An 18,359-nucleotide genomic window follows, 5' to 3' on the forward strand; every position below is an offset into this window, starting at 1 on the left:
CTCATTGACGGGGCTTGCCCCGGCGCCCGCCTTTTGTGGCGGTTATTATCAAGGAAGGTTTATGAAGCCGCTCACTCATCTTATTGCTATTATATTAATGTGGTTGGTATCTGTTTTAAGTTTTGCAGAAGCACCGGATGCGCTTACCCAACAACAACAGATTGACCATCTTACTTATAAGTTTTCAGCGGGAAAATACTCTAAAGAGGGCGCTGATAGCTGCCTTACGTGTCATGGGAAAAATAAAAGGCTTGATGCTACAGCGATCTTTGCCGGTGCTCACGGTAGCCTTGTTGATCCCAATGCACCAATGCAAAGTCTACAGTGTGAAACTTGTCATGGACCGCAGGGGAAACATCCCAAAAAAGTCACTATAGCAGGTGATAAATATCCTGATCCAATGTTAACTTTTTCTTCAATATCACCCTTAAGTAGTGATCAAAAAGATGGCGTATGTTTAGCTTGTCATAACGACCAGCATCGTAAGGGGTGGGAATATAGTATTCACCAATCTAGTGAGATAGCATGTGTTGACTGTCATCAAATCCATACAGGAAAAGATCCCATGTTGGTGAAAGACAGTTTAAATAAAGCCTGTACTAACTGCCATAACGACATCGAAAAAGATTTACATAAACGCTCCCATCATCCACTGCGCGAAGGCACGCAACAATGCATTGATTGCCACACTCCACATAGTTCTGAAAATCCAGCAAGTTTAACGCGCTTCACCCTCAACGATGCCTGCTTTGATTGTCATGCAGAAAAACGTGGGCCATTTTTATGGGAGCATCAGCCTGTCACTGAAGACTGTTCGCTTTGCCATGCGGCTCATGGGGCAAATAATTCTGCACTGTTAGAGCAACGTTTGCCACAACTATGTCAAAATTGCCATAGTTCAGCACATTCAGGTGGAGCAATTACTGGCCCAAATACTAGCTATGTTGGTGGTAAAAGTTGTCTGAATTGCCATAGTCTAATTCATGGTTCAAATCACCCATCAGGGAAAACGCTACTGCGTTAGGAGATGTATTATGACCAATAACCATAATGTTGTTTTATTACACTTTCTGGCCGTGGCTTTAGCGCTGACGGCTATCAGTATGCCGAGTTGGTCGTTGGATATGACCTTTAGTCCGAACAGCGTTGTAAAAGAGGTTAACCAGGAAAACTGGCACTGTAAAAAATGTCGCTTAAAAGCCTCATCAGAAGGGAAAATAGAGATAGGTGCTGCAGTTGTCAGTAATAATGGCTACGCTTTTCGTAACTTAGCCGCAAGTGAAGATGGCGCTGCTGCGATTTTTTCAGGTCAAAATAAATGGAAAAATGATTCAGGATCTGTGGCTGAGATTGAAGCTACCGACCTTGGATTACAGAACTTTGTTGCTGCTGCTGGGTACCACAGTGCAGGGCGAGGAGGTGTTGATCTTGGCTATCAGGAGCTGCCTCGTTATTATTCTAATCAGGCGCTAACACCCTATATCGCGGGCGAAACTCAACTTGCGGATAATTGGCTGCCTGGCAATACTACGGACGATATGGTTAATCTAACTCAAAGCCTGCACTCTGAAGATATTAAGCTATTACGCAAGCAATTGGTTCTCAGTAGTGATTTTAGCCGCAACGAGACCCTTCGACCTGAATTGAAATTACGCTTAGAAAAGAAAACAGGGCAACGAATATCATCGGGCTATTTGGGAACAGCCGCGACTAACTGGGTTTCTCCCGTCGACCAGCAAACGATCGTGATTGATGCTGGGATCACTAAGATATCTGGTAACGCGTTGTTTGGCGTGGCTTACGACGGATCGTTATATCACAATATGGCGGCTACAGATAGTTGGCAAAATCCATTCACAGTCTCAACTGAAGGTACTGAATATGGTCAACTTGCTGTCGCGCCTGATAATCAAGCACATCAGCTCAGTGTGAACAGTAGATATCAATGGTTATCAAGCCAAATTAGCGGGCGTTTCGCCTATGGTATACAGAGCCAAAATGACTCTTTTAATGCTTACACCATTAATAACAGTTTGATGACAGAAGAACTTCCCGAACAATCTGCCAATGCTAAGGTACAAACCATTAATGCTGATATTAATGCAAGCCATCGGATCAATCGACAGTGGCGCTTGACTGCGCAGCTCAAAGTACAAGACCGTAACAATCAAACACAAAGTAACCTATTTACACCAGTAATTGCAGATAGTTTTAATGCAACGAGTGTGAGTAATCAAGCCTATAGTTATCGCCGAGATGGAGTGTCTGTAACCGCACATTACAAGGGATGGCGTGAATTTCCTGTGAAATTGGGGTATGACTATAAAATTTTTGAGCGTAGCTTGGGCGAGCGGAATAAGACGGAAGATCAGCAGATTTGGTTCGCGGTGAAGTCTAAACACTGGCCTTCGTTCGTGACCGACGCTAAAGTGATAGCCGGTCGTCGAGGTGGCTCTGATTTTACTGCCTTGGTTGATAATCAATCAGATCTGCTGCGCCGTTATAATCTTGCTGACCGTGAGTTGATCGAGGTGCGCTTAGGTGCCAATTGGCAAATGAGTGACTCAGTTTCATCTTTGCTTAAAACTCGTATGGCCGATGAAAATTATTATAATACCGAAGTGGGGCTAACCGATCGCAATCGATTTTCTGTCGATTGGGATTTGAACTGGCAGATTAGTGAATTAAGTTCCCTTTACACTGGGTTTGGTTATCAGCATTTGCGTTATAAACAGGCAGGAGCTGATTCAAGTGGTACCCCCTCATGGCAAGGTAATCTTGATGATCGAACTTACAGTCTGATGCTAGGCGGGGATGCCAAAGCATTTTTGCTACAACCGCTCGATGTTGGTTTGGACTATGTTTTATCTTATAGCACGAACCAGCAGACAGTTGACTTAAGCGTCAATAACGGTAGTGGTTATCCTGAAAACTATTATCGAAATCATATGCTTAATGGTTGGGCTAGTTATCAGCTGAGTGGTGCGGCTAAAATCAAGTTTAATATGATATATGAACATGTCCAAGACCGGGATTACTATTGGTCGAGTAGCCAGCCTGATAGCTTGCCTTATGTACTTACGGTGGGCGATTTGAGTCAGAATTATTCGAGCTGGTATGCCGGACTTTCATATCAATATCGCTTTTAAAGCGTATTTTAAACTTTGTGTTAAAAATGTTTTTAGGATGAGTTGGTTTAACCGAGTAACGCTGATTTGTGTAGATGATCATTTAAAAATAGTTATTCCAATAAATGTAACTGCCATTTTTATTAAATAAAATGACAATCAGTGCTTGTTTGTGAGTAGCTGTTTATTAAGCCAAACTAGGGATAAGAAATGGATGTTATTATTTAGCGCAAGTCGCATAATTATCTGTGCTGCAAGATACCAAGGGAGAGTAAATAACTTTCTCGTGTTTTTTGCTGTTTACAATTTGATTAAGTGTCATGATTGCCTGTCTCCCCATTTGATAGGGTTTTTTCTGAGATAGCTGACCGTATGCCCATTATTCTTAGATTTAAATTAGGGGAGTCGGTGCGTCCTGTTTGAATAACCAGGATTCTGCCATTTGGGCGCAATATTTTTAATTCTTCACCGAGCGCCTTACCCAGTTCGAAATTGTTTGTGCCTATCTAAGCTAAACGTAAATTTTTATATGTTGTTAGGGTCAATTCATCAAAATCGGAGTCATAAGTGATAACCGAGATACCTGCTTTTATCGCTTTTTGAATGGCTGCGCTTTGCCAGAAAATCAGATTCTGTAACTGAAATAGCGATTCCATCGATATCTTCATTGAACAGCTTTTCTATAATTTTATCTTGCATTCTTACATCGCCTTTTTCAGGGCAGCGATATATGCACTCAACGGCCTCTATTTCAGCCGCTGCATCTTTACACCCATAGCTGCTTTAATCACCCCCCCCTTGATATTTTGGAACAACAGCAAATTTAAGATTTTTTGCAGATGCCGAAAATACAGGTAACACCCTGAGTATTATTAACGCTATCGTGAGCCTTACTTTGTTTTTTCTCATATGGTAAAGATCCCTCTAAAAAAACTGAAATGCGTTAAATTTATATGTCATACCCGCTACGGGTGATTAAAATAGCTGAGCTAAATAATTAAGTGGAATTATATAGGATAATAAAAACTACGCAGATTTTTTCATATAATAATTAAAGCGCTGTTACTATAAATATTGGTGATCGAATTTATCGCTTGCCGTTAGGGGCCGCCAAATAAGCTCCTCTGGCGATTTTGACTTTGCCTTTATAATAGTAATAGGTATAAAGCGCGTACAGATAGCTGAAAAATGCACACGGAAGGTAAACGTCCGCTAGAGAGTGCTTTAATAAAAAAGGACGTTGGGAGTAAAATGAGTCATAAAATATTTTAAATGCCTTAAGACAGAACGGGGACTAAAGGCATTTTCCGTTTGCGCTGGTTAGTTTTGTGTCTGCAACTCACTGTCATCGTCAATAAGCAGCTCACCATTAAAGTAGCGCTTGGTTTCTGCAATAACAATATGGCGTAAAGCGATCAAGCCTATCAAGTTGGGAACAGCCATTAAGCCATTAACGATATCTGCGATAATCCAGATCATATCCAGTTTCAAAAATGCCCCTGAGGCGACCAATGCGACAAAAATAAATTTGTAAGGCAGTATTCCTTTTGTGCCGAAAAGGTAGACCACACAACGTTCACCGTAATAGTTCCAGCCCAAAATGGTTGTAAAGGCGAAGAAAATCAAGCCAATCGAAACCAGCAGAGGGCCAAGGGTTGCTGAGTCCAAACCAACGGCAAAAGCATGCGTGGTCATCTGCGCACCCGCTAAGTCCGTTTGCCATGCACCCGTTAATATAAGCGCCAAGCCGGTCATAGTGCAGATGATAATCGTATCAAAAAAGGTGCCGGTCATAGAGATAAGCCCCTGCTTTACACAAGAGTTGGTTTTGGCCGCTGCCGCTGCCATTGGCGCGCTGCCCAACCCCGACTCGTTAGAAAAAACGCCCCGTGCAACGCCTGATTGAATAGCCAGCATAATACCTGCACCTAAGAAACCACCCGATGCTGCTGTTGATGTGAAAGCCGATGTGACAACCAGCTCAAGGGCACTGCCTAAATGCTGCGCATTGGTAATGAGCACACTTAAGCAGGCTAGAACGTAAAAGAGCGCCATAGTCGGCACTACTTTCCCTGCCACTTTAGCAATCGATTTAATGCCGCCAAGGGTAACAATAGCTACCAGTAAGGTGAGCAGCGTTGCTGAAATTTCTGGTGATACGCCAAAGGAAATTTCCGAGGCATTTACGATGGCGTTGACCTGCGGAAATGTGCCGATACCAAAGCAAGCGACAGCAAGGGCCGATACAGCAAACATCACTGCCAGCGGTTTTGAGCCGACACCATCTTGCAGGTAATACATAGGTCCACCGACCATTTGCCCTTTCTCGTCTACTTTACGATATTTTACCGCTAATAGGCATTCTGCATACTTAGTTGCCATGCCAAATACCGCGGCAAGCCACATCCAAAACAGCGCGCCAGGACCCCCTATTTTTATTGCGGTAGCCACCCCGATAATATTGCCCGTGCCGATGGTTGCCGAAAGGGCGGTACACAAGGCTGCAAAGCTTGAAATATCACCGCTACCCGATTTATCTTTGCTGAAAACCATTTTCAGCGCGTGAGGCAGGTAACGAAACTGCAGCAGCCCGAGGCGAAAAGTAAAATAAACACCTGTGCCTACCAATAGGATAAGAAGTGGCGGTCCCCAGATAAAATTGTCTATGGTTTGAAATAAAGATTGAATGTTATTCATGATTTCCCCTTAACAATACCAAATCCACTAATTATCTATTCATTTATGCTTGTTAAAATGAATGCTAGCAGACATAAAACTATGTTTTAGTCTTTGTTGTTGATTTTATAATTAGAATAACTAGTTACTGCAATCAATGCCTTGCTTTCATCCATTTTTCCTGCGCCTTAATAGAGCATCTAATTAATGGAATTGGTATAAGAATAATATTTAAGGAGAAGAGGGGAAGGGCAATCTATCCATAGAAAAAATTCTATAGCGGATAGCTAAGCATGAGCCTTAGTTTTTGTAGCTTTCCACTCCTCTGTCCTTTTGCCTGAGAGTTTCACCCTAAACATTTAGGGTTTGCTCCTTCGGCGGCCGAATCAATACCAACTCCAATAATTTCCTATTCATTTATGCTGGCTAAAATGAATGCTAGCTTCGTTGTTGATTTTGTAATTAGAATAACTAGTTACTGCAATCAACGCCTTGCTTTCATCCATTTTCCCTACGCCTAAATAGATTACTTAATTAATGGAATTGGTATATCGGCTCTCTCCAGAGGTTCCTCAAACTACAGTCCTCGCTTCGCTCATCTAGAGATTGTCATCTAGCGCTATTCAACATGAATAGAAAGCACCTGAAAGATTTACTTCTTCGGCGGGCTTAAAAGCCCCTCTCCTGCAGTCTTCATCGGAACAAATATTTAGCTAGGCTAAAAATTCTGTCGCGCGCATCCTAACGGAAAAAAGTGCGGCTGTCAGTAATGAAATGTTCTCTGCATAAATTTAGTCCTGCGTAGTTTTTGTATAAAAGCCCAATTACCTAGACAGTCAATAATATAGTCGGGTAAAATTCGCCTTCGGATAAAAATATAAAAACGGGCTAGTAGATTATGCAGCAAAAATTTGAATTATTAGCACCGGGTGGCGATATTGATTCCATAAAGGCCGCGATAGTTGCCGGGGCGGATGCTGTTTATTGTGGTTTGGACAGTTTTAATGCCAGAAACCGCGCCGTAAATTTAACCTTTGAAGAGTTAAATGGGGTGTTAAAGCTCGCCCATAAAAATGGCTGCCAAGTTTTTCTAACGCTCAATATTATTATACTGGAGCATGAAATTTCGGCACTACTTCGATTGCTTAATAAACTGGTCAATACAAAAATTGATGGCGTAATTGTTCAGGATTTAGGCCTCTTTTATCTGCTATCTAAATACTTTAAAAGTCTTGATATTCATGCCTCTACTCAGGTGACGACCCATAATGAAGGGCAGATTTTATTTTTAAATAAATTGGCTGTTTCCCGCGTCAATCTCTCCAGAGAGTTAAATATTAAGGAGATAAAGTCATTAACTGCGCTTGGCCATAAGCATAATATTTTATCGGAAGTGTTTGTTCATGGCTCCTACTGTATCGGTTTTTCTGGGCTCTGTTATTTCAGCTCAGTGCATGGCGGTAACTCAGGAAACCGCGGCCGGTGCAGCCAGCCCTGCCGTGATAAATATGAAACCACAGCAACCGGCAATGATTACCCCCTTAACCTTAAAGATAACTCTGCCTTTTTTGACTTGCCAGCGCTTGCTGATGCAGGAGTTGACTCGCTGAAAATTGAGGGGCGCATTAAAGGTGCTAGTTACGTTTATACTGTGGTCAACAGTTGGAAAAAACAGCTGCAACAGTTCTCTGCCAAGTCTGAATTATTGAATGATAATGCTGCGCTTTACAAAGTATTTAACCGTGATTTTTCAAATGGATTTTTAAAAGGAGAGATCAATAAACTGATGTTTATTGATAATCCTCGTGATAATACCCTTAAGCATGTCGAACAAGCCCATACCGGCGCGGGCGCTGAAAAAATTGAGCAGGCCAAACAGGCGCTTTATGATGAAAAAATGGTCATGGCGCAAGCGGTTGAGGATAAAATTAAAACGTTAAGTATCGCCAAAACTGCGCTGAGTATAGAGATTTCCGGTGAGCTCAATCAGTCTTTGAGCGTCTCGGTAAAAACAGCGGATACTGTTTTTGTGGTGCATTCAGAAACAGCTCTTATTCAGGCTGGAAAATCGACGATTAACGCCAGTGCGATTGAAAAACGTTTTAAAAGTTTAAATAACTCACAATATATTATTGAATCGCTCATTTTAAAAAATCTTCAACCCGATCTTTTTATCCCTTTTAGTGAATTAACTAAAATCAAAAACCGCATCGCTTTTCAGCTGAATGACTCAGTCTCTCTGCGTGAGCCCGTTAGCCTTCCGGCCTTAAACAAACAAGAGGCAGGGGAGTGTCCAGCACGCCTTGCTGTATTGATCTCCTGCGAAGAGGATCTACCTCTTTGCCACTTACCGTCCGTCGATATCTATTATAAATTGCCGGATAGTTTTAAAAAGGGATGCGCTAAACTGGTTGAGCTGTTTTTAAACAATGAAAAATTAATTCCGTGGTTTCCCGCTATTCTGATCGGTGATGATTATTTGGCTGCTGTGGAATTTCTTACACAGCTGCAGCCAAAACTGATTGTGACTAACAATACCGGCATCGCTTATCAGGCTTATGAAAAGGGGATTAACTGGATAGCCGGGCCCTACCTTAATATAAGTAACTCTTACAGCCTGCTGTGTATAAAGGAAGTATTTAACTGCTACGGATCGTTTATCTCCAATGAGATGAATAAAAATCAGATAAAAAATATCGTTCGCCCGGACAGTTTTAAATTATTTTACAGTATCTATCATCCGATTCTTTTGATGACCAGCAGGCAGTGTTTTTTTCAGCAAACCGTCGGCTGTAAAAAACTGACCATTGATGATAACTGTATGCAAAAATGTAAAAAGTCTGCTTCTATTATTAATTTAAAAGGGAACTCTTTTGCAATCGAGAAACAAAAGGGCGGTTACCCTAGTATCTACAGTAACGAGCCTTTTCTCAATTGCGATATTGTTGAGGAATTGCCGGGTGTTTTTGCTGGCTTCTTTGTCGATTTAACCGATATCGGCGTTGAAACTAAAACGGCGCTGGATAAAACGAAAATTATTACCCATTTTGAAAATCTACTCAATGGCGTGGCTGATTCTGCTTCAATACTGAAACAAGCGATCGGCTGTACAAGCAATAGCCAGTATAAAAAGGGATTATAACGCTGCAATAAACTTGAAAAGCGGCGGGAACTGCCTACAATAGCTCGTTCTTATTACAGATAACGCACCATTTTTTAGGGCCATTAACTTGTTATGAACAAAAAACATTTTGTATTAGGGGGTGATATTAAAAAATCACTGACCGAAGGTTACCGATTTGATTTGAAATCGCTTTTCAAGGATGCTTTTGTTATTACCAGAAAGCATTATTTTCCGCTTATTACCGCTTGTCTGTTTACTATTATTATTTTAGCGGGCAGTTACAGCCTTATCTTGAAGGACCCCGCTTCTTTTGATGAAACGGGGACTATGCTGATCAATTATGTTATTGCCCTGCTGATTGCACCGCCACTGTTAACGGGTCTGCAAATGATGGGGGTTAATCATGCGATCGGTTTAAAGAGCAAGTCAATCGATCTGTTTAATTATGTAAAGATTATTGTAAAGTTGTCATTGGCGACCATGATCATCAGTTTAATTACCAATATTATCAGTGTTGTTTTAGTACAAGTCATGGGCGATTGGGGCCTCGGATTATCAGTAGTGGTGCTCTTATATCTGAATATGACCTTTTGCCTGGTTTACCCGCTAATTGCGGAGAAAAAGATGCCACCACAGATGGCATTAAGAGTGTCATTTAAATTGGTTAATAAAAACTTAGCGCAATTTACAATTTTGTTTATTTTATTGGCCTTGTTGTTTGTTGCGGCGTTAATACCCTCTGGTTTAGGCATGTTTCTCTTTGTTCCCTTCTATTTTAATTTGATGGGGATTGTATACCGTCAAACTTGTGGTGTCGGCGTGGTAGCGATGGAAACTTCTGAGGGTGATCAACCGCCCAGTGATGCATTTGATGCCTGATTTTCTTGCTAAGGGGCTTGTTATGATCCGTATTTCGCTACTGCTGATATTATTGTTGAGTGCCAAGAGTGTTTTTGCTTCGCCACTTACACTCAATTATTCGCTGTTTTTCGGTTACATGAAAACAGAATACAAACTGCAGTATGAGCATGTCACCAACGCCTTTTATCTGCGAGATAAAAAAACTGGCGCTGCGTGTTTAATTAAACAAGCTTTGATCGTTGTCGATCAAAAACGGGAGCCGATTAAATTTGAAAAAGAGGGCCGTTTACTGCCTTTTTTTTCCGATCAGCATCGTAAAGATGGCGCAATGATTGAAGTTGAACTGCTCAAAGGACAAACCGATTTTCAATGTGATCTGCAGGTGACGCTGATGGCTAAAGAGTTGGAACTGGATAACTTATCCTTGCCACGATTAGCGTTAATCAGCGAGCAACTTGAAGGTTTGCTCAAAAAGAATGCCGGTATGGTAGGTAAATACTTTTTACCTACTTTTTCAGGCGTGCGCTTGAAATTAGCCGAGCCATTAAGCGCGCTGCAGTTAAGCGCCTTGGATAAGCAGATAGGTATTGCTGAAAATGGCGATCTATTGTTGGCAAACTCGTTCTTAAAAGAGTCTAAACTGGATAACCTGGATGAATTCAAGGTGGCTCGCATTACCCCTTGGCTAGTCAAATAGTTGCAGCAATTATGCTCGAATGAATTAGTTTGGCTCTCCGAGTTGAATCTGGGGGAGCTAGTAAAGGTAAAGCAGTTCGCGCACGCGATTACTAATCAGGTGTTTTTGTTAACCTATGATAATCAGCAGGCATATATTTTCAAACGGCTAAATATGCAGGCACGTAATCAGCAACAGAGAAAACGTGAACTGTTAGTGCAAAAGTTAGCAAGTGATAGCGACTTGACCCCTAAGCTGCTTGTCAGTTGTGATAACTATCGATTACAAGCGTATTTTCCCGGAAAAACATTAGACAGCGCAGCACTTGATAATCAGATGGTCGAACTATTTGCCGCGCAGCTGCACCTTATTCACCAATTACCTGCTCTTTATGCACCGCCTGCGCGTCTGGCTGGCGAATTACAGTTATTAAAAAAACAGCTCACTAAGCCGATAGAAGAATCCAGATTTAACCATTTTTTGCAGCTGGCAACGCAGTTAGATAAAAGCTGCACGCGCGATCTCTTATGTCATGGCGACCTCTCATTTAATAATCTATTAGTGGATAAAAATGGGCAGATTAAAATAATTGATTGGGAGTATGCGGTGCTCGCCTGTGCGGCTTATGATTTAGCCGCTTGTTGCAGTATTAATAAATTGAATACGGCTGCTCAAACGCGTTTAATTAACCACTACTACCTATTGAATCAGGAAAAGTTATCGCTTTCACTGGCTCAGTTTAACGATCAATACCAATTATACCACGCGCTATTTACCTACCTGAATGAACTGTGGTCGCGCTGTTTTTTTAGAAAATGAGGCGCAATTTTAACGGCTTGCTGGCATAATAATTACCTCGTTTGATTTATATCAAGGTTTAAACATTGAAATTTAGTAATAAGAAAGTCATTTTATTTGATCTCGATGGCACGCTGATCGACAGCGCGCCCGACTTGGCATCGGCCATCAACCATATGTTAAGCAGTCTAGCGCGGCCAACATTTAGTGAAGATATTATCCGCTCCTGGGTAGGTAATGGTGCTGAGGTTTTGGTTAAACGCGGCTTATCTGGGCAGTCGGAGATTGATCCAAATATTGATGCTGCTCTGCTTGCAAAGTCACTGCAGATATTTTTAAGCTTTTATAAAGAGAACTTATCTATTAATACGCAGCTTTATCCGAATGTACGCGCCTGTTTGAAAGTATTAAAAGCGCAAGGTTACCGCTTAGCGATAGTGACCAATAAACCGTTTGAATTTATCGGTCCTATCTTAGAGGGGTTACAGCTCAACGGTTTATTTGAAATAATGTTAGGCGGTGATAGTTTGCCAAAACGTAAACCGGATGCGCTGCCTTTACTGCATGTTTGTCAGGAATTGAACGTCAGTGTTGAGCAGTGTGTGATGGTCGGTGACTCAAAAAATGATATATTAGCCGCCAAAGCCGCTAATATGCAAAGCATAGGGTTAACCTACGGCTATAACTACGGCGAAGATATCGGTTTGCATAAACCAGAAGCGGTCTTTGATGATTTTGCAGATATTGTCGCAACCTTAAGTCCAGAATATTAAAAAGGCAGTAGATAATTGCTACAGGTAAACGAAAAAAGCGCCAGTGCAAAGCCGACTAAAGTTGCAATTGTTGGCGGCGGCATTGCCGGTGCGACGCTTGCTTTATACTTGAGTGAATTGGGACTCGACGTCTCTTTATTTGAGAAAGGGCCAAGTCTAGTGAATGGCCCGCCTATTTGTCACCTGCATGCGGGGGGCAATTTATATCGTGAAATATCAGAGCAGCAATGTTTGACCTTGCTCGCACAATCCATTGATCTGCTGCGTTTGTATCCTTATGCTGCTGATTATCGGCCGACGGTTGTTGCTGTGCCTAAAAATGATCCAGGCTCGCCGCTATCACTATTACCCCGCCTTAAAAGACTGCAGGATGAATATCAAGCCTTGATTGAAAAAGATAGCTTAAATAAGGTGCTCGGTGAAAGTTGTGATTATTTTAAGCTTTTTACCCGTGCGGATGTTGATCTATTAGCGTTACAAGAGCCCGCAGAAAAACCAACAACATTGGATCAGTGGATGATCCCTGTCGCCAAAAATGTTGATTTAGATACACTGCAATTTCCTCTTGTTATGGTGCAGGAGTATGGATTAAACATATTTCGTTTATCGGCCAGTGTGTCGCTGCACCTTGAATCAGCTGCAAACTGCCAACTGCTTACCGACAGCAGGGTCAGTAAGATAAAGGCGATTGAGTCTGGCTGGTTAATAGATTATCAGCAGGCGGGCATCGATAAACAGGCGCAGTGTGATTATCTTATTAATGCGGCAGGCTTTAGAAGCGGTGAGATCGATGATTTATTGGGTTTTAAACGTCGGCGTATGGTTGAGTTTAAAGCGGCTTATGTTTGCAGATGGGCGCAGTGCGATTGTATCTGGCCTGAAGTTATTTTTTATGGTGAGCGTGGTACACCTAATGGCATGGCGCAATTTACCCCTTACCCGGATGGGTACTTTCAACTTCATGGTATGACAGAAAATATCACTTTATTTAAAGATGGCTTAGTGGCGAGTACTGAAGATAGCGCGCAGCCGCAACTGGATCAGATGTTTATTAAAAAAATTGAGCAGAACTGGAGTGCGCAGGAAGTGAGTACTCGTACTCAATCTGCTATTGCACATTTGACCCCCTATATTCCTGCTTTCGCGTCGGCGCAATTAGCCTCAAAACCGTTATTTGGTGCGCAGCAGATTCCCGGTGACGATCCAACCTTGCGGGCTGCGGATGTTTCATTTGTTGGTGAGCGTTATGCCCGCTGTGAAATCGTTAAAGCCTCGTCAGTATTAACTGCCGCGGATGCGATTACTAAGAAGTTGATTGAGCTAGGCTGCCTGGATGAAAGGGTTTACGGCAGCCGTGATTTTAATATGAAAGAGATGAACACGGACAGCGCCATAACTAAACGCGCAGAATGGTTAACTGAAAAACGCAATTATCCTGTTTCTTTAGCACATAGAAATAGCAGTAAATAAATCAGCGTAGCGATCGCTACGCTGATTTCCTGTGAACTGCACAGTACTGTTTCAAAAACACGAGTTAAAAAGCATGCTGTCCAATCATAGGGGCGGTTTGATTACTGCTGAACAGACTCGCGTGTAGACGCAAGGCGTGATTATCGGTGAGGCTGGAAATATAATCGGCGAGTACCCGTTGTTCGCGTGATTGATCGCCATTTTGCGCCCTCCACAGCACTTTGACAGGCTCAGGCAAAAAACGTAAAGGTCCTGTGTTATAAGCTTCAAACAGCTCCATCACTATCTGCTGTCCGCGGTACTCTAAAATTTGTAAGTCAGGACTTTTAATCACATATTCAAGTACAAACTGCTTTAAAATCTTCAGTACCTTAAACATATCCGAGGCTAAATAAGCGTTATAAGCAAGCAGCGGTTCCATGAACTGCTGATCTACTTTTTTTATTTCAATGGCGGTGATCAATGCATTAACTAATGCGCCAATCGCATCTTTACGTTTGAAGTGTTGCGCTGAAAACAGATTGTCGGTCAATTCTGTTAACTGATCGATCAAACAAAAACCTGTAATTTCGGCAAGTTGTGTTGCCACTTTCTCCTGCCACAAGCTTTTACTAATTATCCCCATCGCAATCGCATCTTCCAAATCATGCACGCCATAAGCAATATCATCGGCAATTTCCATAATTGAACAGTCAAATGATTTGTAACGTGATTTTTTGTGTGACAGATCGCCGGGGGGCTGCGCGCGCATGGTTCTAAATAACTGCTTGTCACTGGCGGACAGGGGGGCCAGTACGGCATCTAATAATGCCACATCGTGATCATAAATACCTTTAGCCGGCATCCACTCTTCGGTTTTTAACTGCCTGAAATTACGACTGCTATCGGTTGGGTACTGCCCGCTGACTTCGCTTAAACAAACGGGGTATTTTAGTAACCCGAGCAGACTACGGCGGGTTAAGTTCATGCCGTTAAATTCAGTATAAGGTTCAAGTTGCGTGACTATACGAAATGTTTGTCCGTTACCTTCAAACCCGCCGTGCTTGATCATCATATAATTAAGCGCTGTTTCGCCGCCATGACCGAACGGCGGATGGCCGATATCATGACTTAAACAGATCGTTTCAATAAGATCATTACCCGGTAACAAATATTCAAACTGCGGCTGTACCAATCTCAAGTGTGCCACAATACCCGAGCCAATTTGCGCCACTTCCAAAGAGTGCGTTAAACGTGTTCGGTAAAAGTCGCTTAAACCGTTATTGTGAATTTGTGTTTTCGATTGTAAACGGCGAAAGGCTGCTGAATGTAATACGCGTGCTTTATCTCTATGAAAAGGGGATCGTTGATCAAGACGGCGTTTTTTACCCGGCTCCTCAGCTAAGCGTGCTAACCACAGTTTAGAGATTGAATGCGAGAGTGTATCTGCTGATGAGTTGATTGGTGCACCATTATTTTTATTTTCCAAATTCATATTACGCCTTTGATAATTATGAAGAGAAAAAGTGTAGCCTGAATAAGGAATTAAAAATAGTGTAAACAGGGATATAATGGCAGTTTGCAAGCCAGCCGTATTGCAAAGGTGTAATTTAGCAAAACTAGAAATAATATCAGGCTTAATTTAATCAAGCCTGAAAATTATTTATTCTTTGACTAAGCGTATTGCGTTTTGTTTTTAATCGCGATTAAACTTTCTTTCTGATCTGCTTGGGCTATCTGGGCCTGTGCAGAGTGTTGCTGATTGTGTGCTTTTGCAATTAACTGATCAAGCAGTGCAACAACAGAATCAGAATAGCCAATTAACCGTTGCGCTTCCTGCTCGGCTTGAGCAAATTCCTGTTTTTCTTTGTAAGCAATAATTTTACCTACACTTTGATGTAACAATTTGTGTTTACTGTTCATTTCCGCTACGCAGCTCGTTGAACATTGCTCTGCAATTCCTGATTTATCGAACCATTGACCAAATGCACATTTATGATGATCTGATGCCGTGTGTGTATCAAGCGGTATAAGACCGTTGAGATAACTTTTTATTTTTACTTTCCATAAAGAGTGACTTGCTTTAGCGCGCAGTAGTTGTATTTCCAGATCATTTGAGGTTTTAAAGTGGCTGATAAGTATTAACATTTTTTCTATCGCAGTGGAAATATCCACTGATTCGAGCATGCTTTGTTTGGCATTTTGGCTGGTATGTGCCGCTTCTTCGTTAATATTGCTGACATTGCGGTTGATATCCTCTGTTACCACCGCTTGTTCTTCAGAGGCGGTGGCAATTTGATTATTCATATCATCAATGGTGTCAATTGAATGACTAATTTGTGTTAATCCTTGCTCTGCATCAGACACTAACGTAACTGTTCTCTTAACTTGCTGGTGGCTGTTATCCATTGTTTCGTTGGCGCGGGCAACAGCAGATTGTAAACTGTTGATCATCTCATTTATCTCTTCGGTGGATCTTTGCGTGCGTGAAGCAAGCGTTCTCACTTCATCGGCAACCACGGCAAAACCTCTTCCCGCCTCCCCAGCTCTGGCTGCTTCTATCGCTGCATTCAGTGCTAATAAGTTAGTTTGCTCGGCAATGTTTTTAATTACATCCAGTACACTGCCGATACGCTGACTATCGTTTTTAACGCGTGCGATTGATGAAACTGCATTATCAATTTCCTGAGCCAGTGATTCAATAGCTTTTACTGCGTTAGATGAGGCATCTCTACCCTTTATTGCTTCTTTAGTGGTATTAGCTGCCGCCTCTGCTGCTTGCGATGTATTTTGGGTGATTTCATTAACAGTTGCAGACATCTCATTAAGTGCTGTGGCGACTTGTTCTGTTTTTTGCTGTTGCGAGTTAACCCCTTCACTGGTTGAATCGGCAAGCATAGTTTGGGTGATAATATTATGGACAAGATTAGTGGTTGAAATATTAATCGAGCAGATGGTGTCATCAATTTTATGGGTTACCTGATTGACGGCATGTGCAAGTTGCGCGATTTCATCTTTGCCATTTTCATCAAGTCGAATTGAAAGATTACCATCATTTTCGGCAATATTGTGCAAGGCGGTGATAACTTTTTTAAGGGTCATTACGCGGCACATGAATAACCAGATAACCGCGGCTAATAGCAAAAGTGTTAAAAAAGCTGTTAAGCCTTGTATTTGATATAAACCTGCAATCGAGGTTCCCTGTCCAATTTCTAATAATGCTTTTTCCATATAGTTGGAGGTGAAATAAAAATTGATAAGCAGTGGCAATAACAGGGTAGGCAATATAACCAGCAACAATTGTTGGTAGAGTTTAAATGAACGTAACATTGGATTATTTCCTTATGGTTATTTGGTCATTAAAATATAATAATTAGTCAAAATATTAGTAAAAAATAAAGATATTAAGGCGGTAACTTTTAATATTTGTGATCATTGCACCTGTTTTTAGCTGTTTTTATGGTGCGATCTGAATTCTTTGAACAGAGGCGATCTGCACAAAGAATTGACCAGAACAGAAAAAGAGTCGAATAAGGGGTAAATAAAATCTGACTTACTCCTTATTGAGGCTAAGTATTGTTGCTGAAGATGTTGTTTAAAATCAGCATTTTATACAAAATTAAAAAGACTGAATTCACTTTAACGTGTTAATTCATATAGGGTTGTTGATTTTTTAGACGTTTGATAAGCAATTATTTTATTTGTATCATTTATCGGTGTTAATATTTTGTTTTTTGGTTACAATATCAAGCAAACATGATCACTAGGTGTTTCATGTTTCATTTAACTTACTCATACAAGGATTTATAGAATGAAAAAATTAATTGCAATTGCGGCCATCTCTCTTTTACCTTTTGCGAACGCAATGGCAGATCAAGACATAGGTTGTGGTCTTGGTAGTATGATTTTTGCTGGTCAGGAAGGCAAAGTAATGAAAGTACTGGGTGCAACGACTAACGGTACATCTGGAAACCAAACTTTTGGTATCACATTCGGTACATTAGGTTGTGACGGAACAGGTACAATTACGTCGACTGCAAAACTTGCACTATTTATTGATGGAAACATGGATAATTTAGCACGTGACATGTCAAAAGGTGAAGGTGAAACACTTGCAACGCTTGCTGAAGCTTGGGGCGTTGCCGCACAAGATAAAGCCGCATTCGCTGAGCTTGCACAAGCTAATTTCTCTGAAATATTCACGTCTGAGAACGTAACTTCACAAAACGTATTAGAAAACTTGAATAAAGTTGTTGCGAACAACGCGCAATTATCAGCTTACACCCTTTCATAATTTGACGTTAACATTCAAACTATGACTCTCCTATAATTAAAGCCCCTATTGGGGCTTTTGTATTTAATGATTATGTATAAAAAAAGCCGTCTATTATTTTGGATTTACCTGTTTTCTACTTCATGTTCCTCTGCTTCTGTTCAACCGCTTGTGGCGCTTTCTGAAAATGTATATTGGTTGCAATTAGGTCACTATCGCACTGCGCTGCAAACGAATTGGAAAAGTGATATTGATAATCGCGATTTTTTTATTGCCGAGAATGGCAAGTATGATCCTTATGCTGAATTAACAGCCACTATTGCAGGTTTTAATCTTGAAGTTAACCAGCAAGGCAATATGCTGAGCTGTAAATATCCGGCTCGTTATCTTTGGCTGCGTGACAACGTGGCTAATGTTTGGCCAGATTTGAACTGCCCTGAAATACAAAAATGGAAAGAAACAATTAATCCTGCTGGCATTACTTTAGTGTTTCCAACAGCCTTTATGAATAGCCCATCTTCAATGTTCGGCCACACCTTATTGCGAATTGATGCAAAAAATCAAACGCAAAATCAAGAATTAATGGCTTTTGCGGTCAACT

The 18,359-nt window shown here is 41.4% G+C and carries 14 protein-coding genes and 1 riboswitch; of the genes, 10 read left to right on the forward strand and 4 right to left on the reverse strand.

Features of this window, described 5'->3' with window-relative positions; translation table 11 throughout:
- The first annotated feature begins 61 nt into the window (after positions 1-61).
- A complete protein-coding gene (locus tag ACJAT7_RS08115) occupies positions 62-1,024 on the forward strand; it encodes a DmsE family decaheme c-type cytochrome (protein WP_415226294.1) in 963 nt (320 codons plus the stop codon).
- A gap of 10 nt (positions 1,025-1,034) precedes the next feature.
- Complete coding sequence (locus ACJAT7_RS08120; RefSeq protein WP_415226295.1) at positions 1,035-3,149, forward strand: MtrB/PioB family decaheme-associated outer membrane protein; 2,115 nt, start codon at positions 1,035-1,037, stop codon at positions 3,147-3,149.
- A gap of 485 nt (positions 3,150-3,634) precedes the next feature.
- Here ACJAT7_RS08120 and ACJAT7_RS08125 read toward each other — a convergent pair whose 3' ends face one another.
- Together ACJAT7_RS08125 and ACJAT7_RS08130 are read right to left on the reverse strand one after the other, a co-directional pair.
- Positions 3,635-3,796 (reverse strand): hypothetical protein, encoded by a 162-nt coding sequence (locus ACJAT7_RS08125; protein ID WP_415226296.1) that lies wholly within the window; start codon positions 3,794-3,796, stop codon positions 3,635-3,637.
- Between the two features lie 652 nt (positions 3,797-4,448).
- A complete protein-coding gene (locus ACJAT7_RS08130; RefSeq protein ID WP_415226297.1) occupies positions 4,449-5,825 on the reverse strand; it encodes an alanine/glycine:cation symporter family protein in 1,377 nt (458 codons plus the stop codon).
- Between the two features lie 294 nt (positions 5,826-6,119).
- Positions 6,120-6,379, reverse strand: a riboswitch (glycine riboswitch).
- A gap of 323 nt (positions 6,380-6,702) precedes the next feature.
- On the opposite strand from ACJAT7_RS08130, the gene ACJAT7_RS08135 reads away from it, so the two are divergent.
- The 6 genes from ACJAT7_RS08135 (at position 6,703) to ACJAT7_RS08160 (ending at position 13,506) form a co-directional block, all read left to right on the forward strand.
- Entirely contained in the window at positions 6,703-8,946 is a 2,244-nt protein-coding gene (locus tag ACJAT7_RS08135) for a peptidase U32 family protein (RefSeq protein WP_415226298.1), read from the forward strand.
- 93 nt (positions 8,947-9,039) lie between these two features.
- Positions 9,040-9,807 (forward strand): hypothetical protein, encoded by a 768-nt coding sequence (locus tag ACJAT7_RS08140; protein ID WP_415226299.1) that lies wholly within the window; start codon positions 9,040-9,042, stop codon positions 9,805-9,807.
- Positions 9,808-9,829: 22 nt separating this feature from the next.
- On the forward strand, positions 9,830-10,486 hold the full coding sequence (locus tag ACJAT7_RS08145) for a DUF2987 domain-containing protein (protein WP_415226300.1): 657 nt from the start codon (positions 9,830-9,832) through the stop codon (positions 10,484-10,486).
- A gap of 42 nt (positions 10,487-10,528) precedes the next feature.
- On the forward strand, positions 10,529-11,284 hold the full coding sequence (locus ACJAT7_RS08150) for a phosphotransferase (RefSeq protein ID WP_415226309.1): 756 nt from the start codon (positions 10,529-10,531) through the stop codon (positions 11,282-11,284).
- Positions 11,285-11,349: 65 nt separating this feature from the next.
- On the forward strand, positions 11,350-12,036 hold the full coding sequence (locus ACJAT7_RS08155; protein WP_415226301.1) for a phosphoglycolate phosphatase: 687 nt from the start codon (positions 11,350-11,352) through the stop codon (positions 12,034-12,036).
- 15 nt (positions 12,037-12,051) lie between these two features.
- Complete coding sequence (locus tag ACJAT7_RS08160) at positions 12,052-13,506, forward strand: FAD-dependent oxidoreductase (RefSeq protein ID WP_415226302.1); 1,455 nt, start codon at positions 12,052-12,054, stop codon at positions 13,504-13,506.
- Between the two features lie 64 nt (positions 13,507-13,570).
- Here the strand turns inward: ACJAT7_RS08160 and ACJAT7_RS08165 are convergent, their stop codons facing one another.
- Both ACJAT7_RS08165 and ACJAT7_RS08170 read right to left on the reverse strand, forming a co-directional pair.
- Positions 13,571-14,980 (reverse strand): anti-phage deoxyguanosine triphosphatase, encoded by a 1,410-nt coding sequence (locus ACJAT7_RS08165; protein WP_415226303.1) that lies wholly within the window; start codon positions 14,978-14,980, stop codon positions 13,571-13,573.
- Positions 14,981-15,159: 179 nt separating this feature from the next.
- Positions 15,160-16,815, reverse strand: coding sequence for a methyl-accepting chemotaxis protein (locus ACJAT7_RS08170; protein WP_415226304.1), 1,656 nt, complete (start codon positions 16,813-16,815; stop codon positions 15,160-15,162).
- Between the two features lie 481 nt (positions 16,816-17,296).
- On the opposite strand from ACJAT7_RS08170, the gene ACJAT7_RS08175 reads away from it, so the two are divergent.
- Both ACJAT7_RS08175 and ACJAT7_RS08180 read left to right on the forward strand, forming a co-directional pair.
- Positions 17,297-17,779, forward strand: a complete 483-nt coding sequence (locus ACJAT7_RS08175; RefSeq protein WP_415226305.1) for a DUF3015 domain-containing protein — start codon at positions 17,297-17,299, stop codon at positions 17,777-17,779.
- Between the two features lie 66 nt (positions 17,780-17,845).
- Positions 17,846-18,359, forward strand: a 514-nt coding sequence (locus ACJAT7_RS08180) for a DUF4105 domain-containing protein (RefSeq protein WP_415226306.1), incomplete at its 3' end; no start/stop codon positions are given.

Source organism: Psychromonas sp. (assembly GCF_047632995.1).
Taxonomy (GTDB): domain Bacteria; phylum Pseudomonadota; class Gammaproteobacteria; order Enterobacterales; family Psychromonadaceae; genus Psychromonas.

Bases quoted from the DNA above. Each gene is read 5' to 3' on its own strand.
- ACJAT7_RS08115 (WP_415226294.1), top strand. From the start codon at position 62: ATGAAGCCGCTCACTCATCTTATTGCTATTATATTAATGTGGTTGGTA.
- ACJAT7_RS08120 (WP_415226295.1), top strand. From the start codon at position 1,035: ATGACCAATAACCATAATGTTGTTTTATTACACTTTCTGGCCGTGGCT.
- ACJAT7_RS08125 (WP_415226296.1), bottom strand. From the start codon at position 3,796: ATGAAGATATCGATGGAATCGCTATTTCAGTTACAGAATCTGATTTTC.
- ACJAT7_RS08130 (WP_415226297.1), bottom strand. From the start codon at position 5,825: ATGAATAACATTCAATCTTTATTTCAAACCATAGACAATTTTATCTGG.
- ACJAT7_RS08135 (WP_415226298.1), top strand. From the start codon at position 6,703: ATGCAGCAAAAATTTGAATTATTAGCACCGGGTGGCGATATTGATTCC.
- ACJAT7_RS08140 (WP_415226299.1), top strand. From the start codon at position 9,040: ATGAACAAAAAACATTTTGTATTAGGGGGTGATATTAAAAAATCACTG.
- ACJAT7_RS08145 (WP_415226300.1), top strand. From the start codon at position 9,830: ATGATCCGTATTTCGCTACTGCTGATATTATTGTTGAGTGCCAAGAGT.
- ACJAT7_RS08165 (WP_415226303.1), bottom strand. From the start codon at position 14,980: ATGAATTTGGAAAATAAAAATAATGGTGCACCAATCAACTCATCAGCA.
- ACJAT7_RS08170 (WP_415226304.1), bottom strand. From the start codon at position 16,815: ATGTTACGTTCATTTAAACTCTACCAACAATTGTTGCTGGTTATATTG.
- ACJAT7_RS08175 (WP_415226305.1), top strand. From the start codon at position 17,297: ATGAAAAAATTAATTGCAATTGCGGCCATCTCTCTTTTACCTTTTGCG.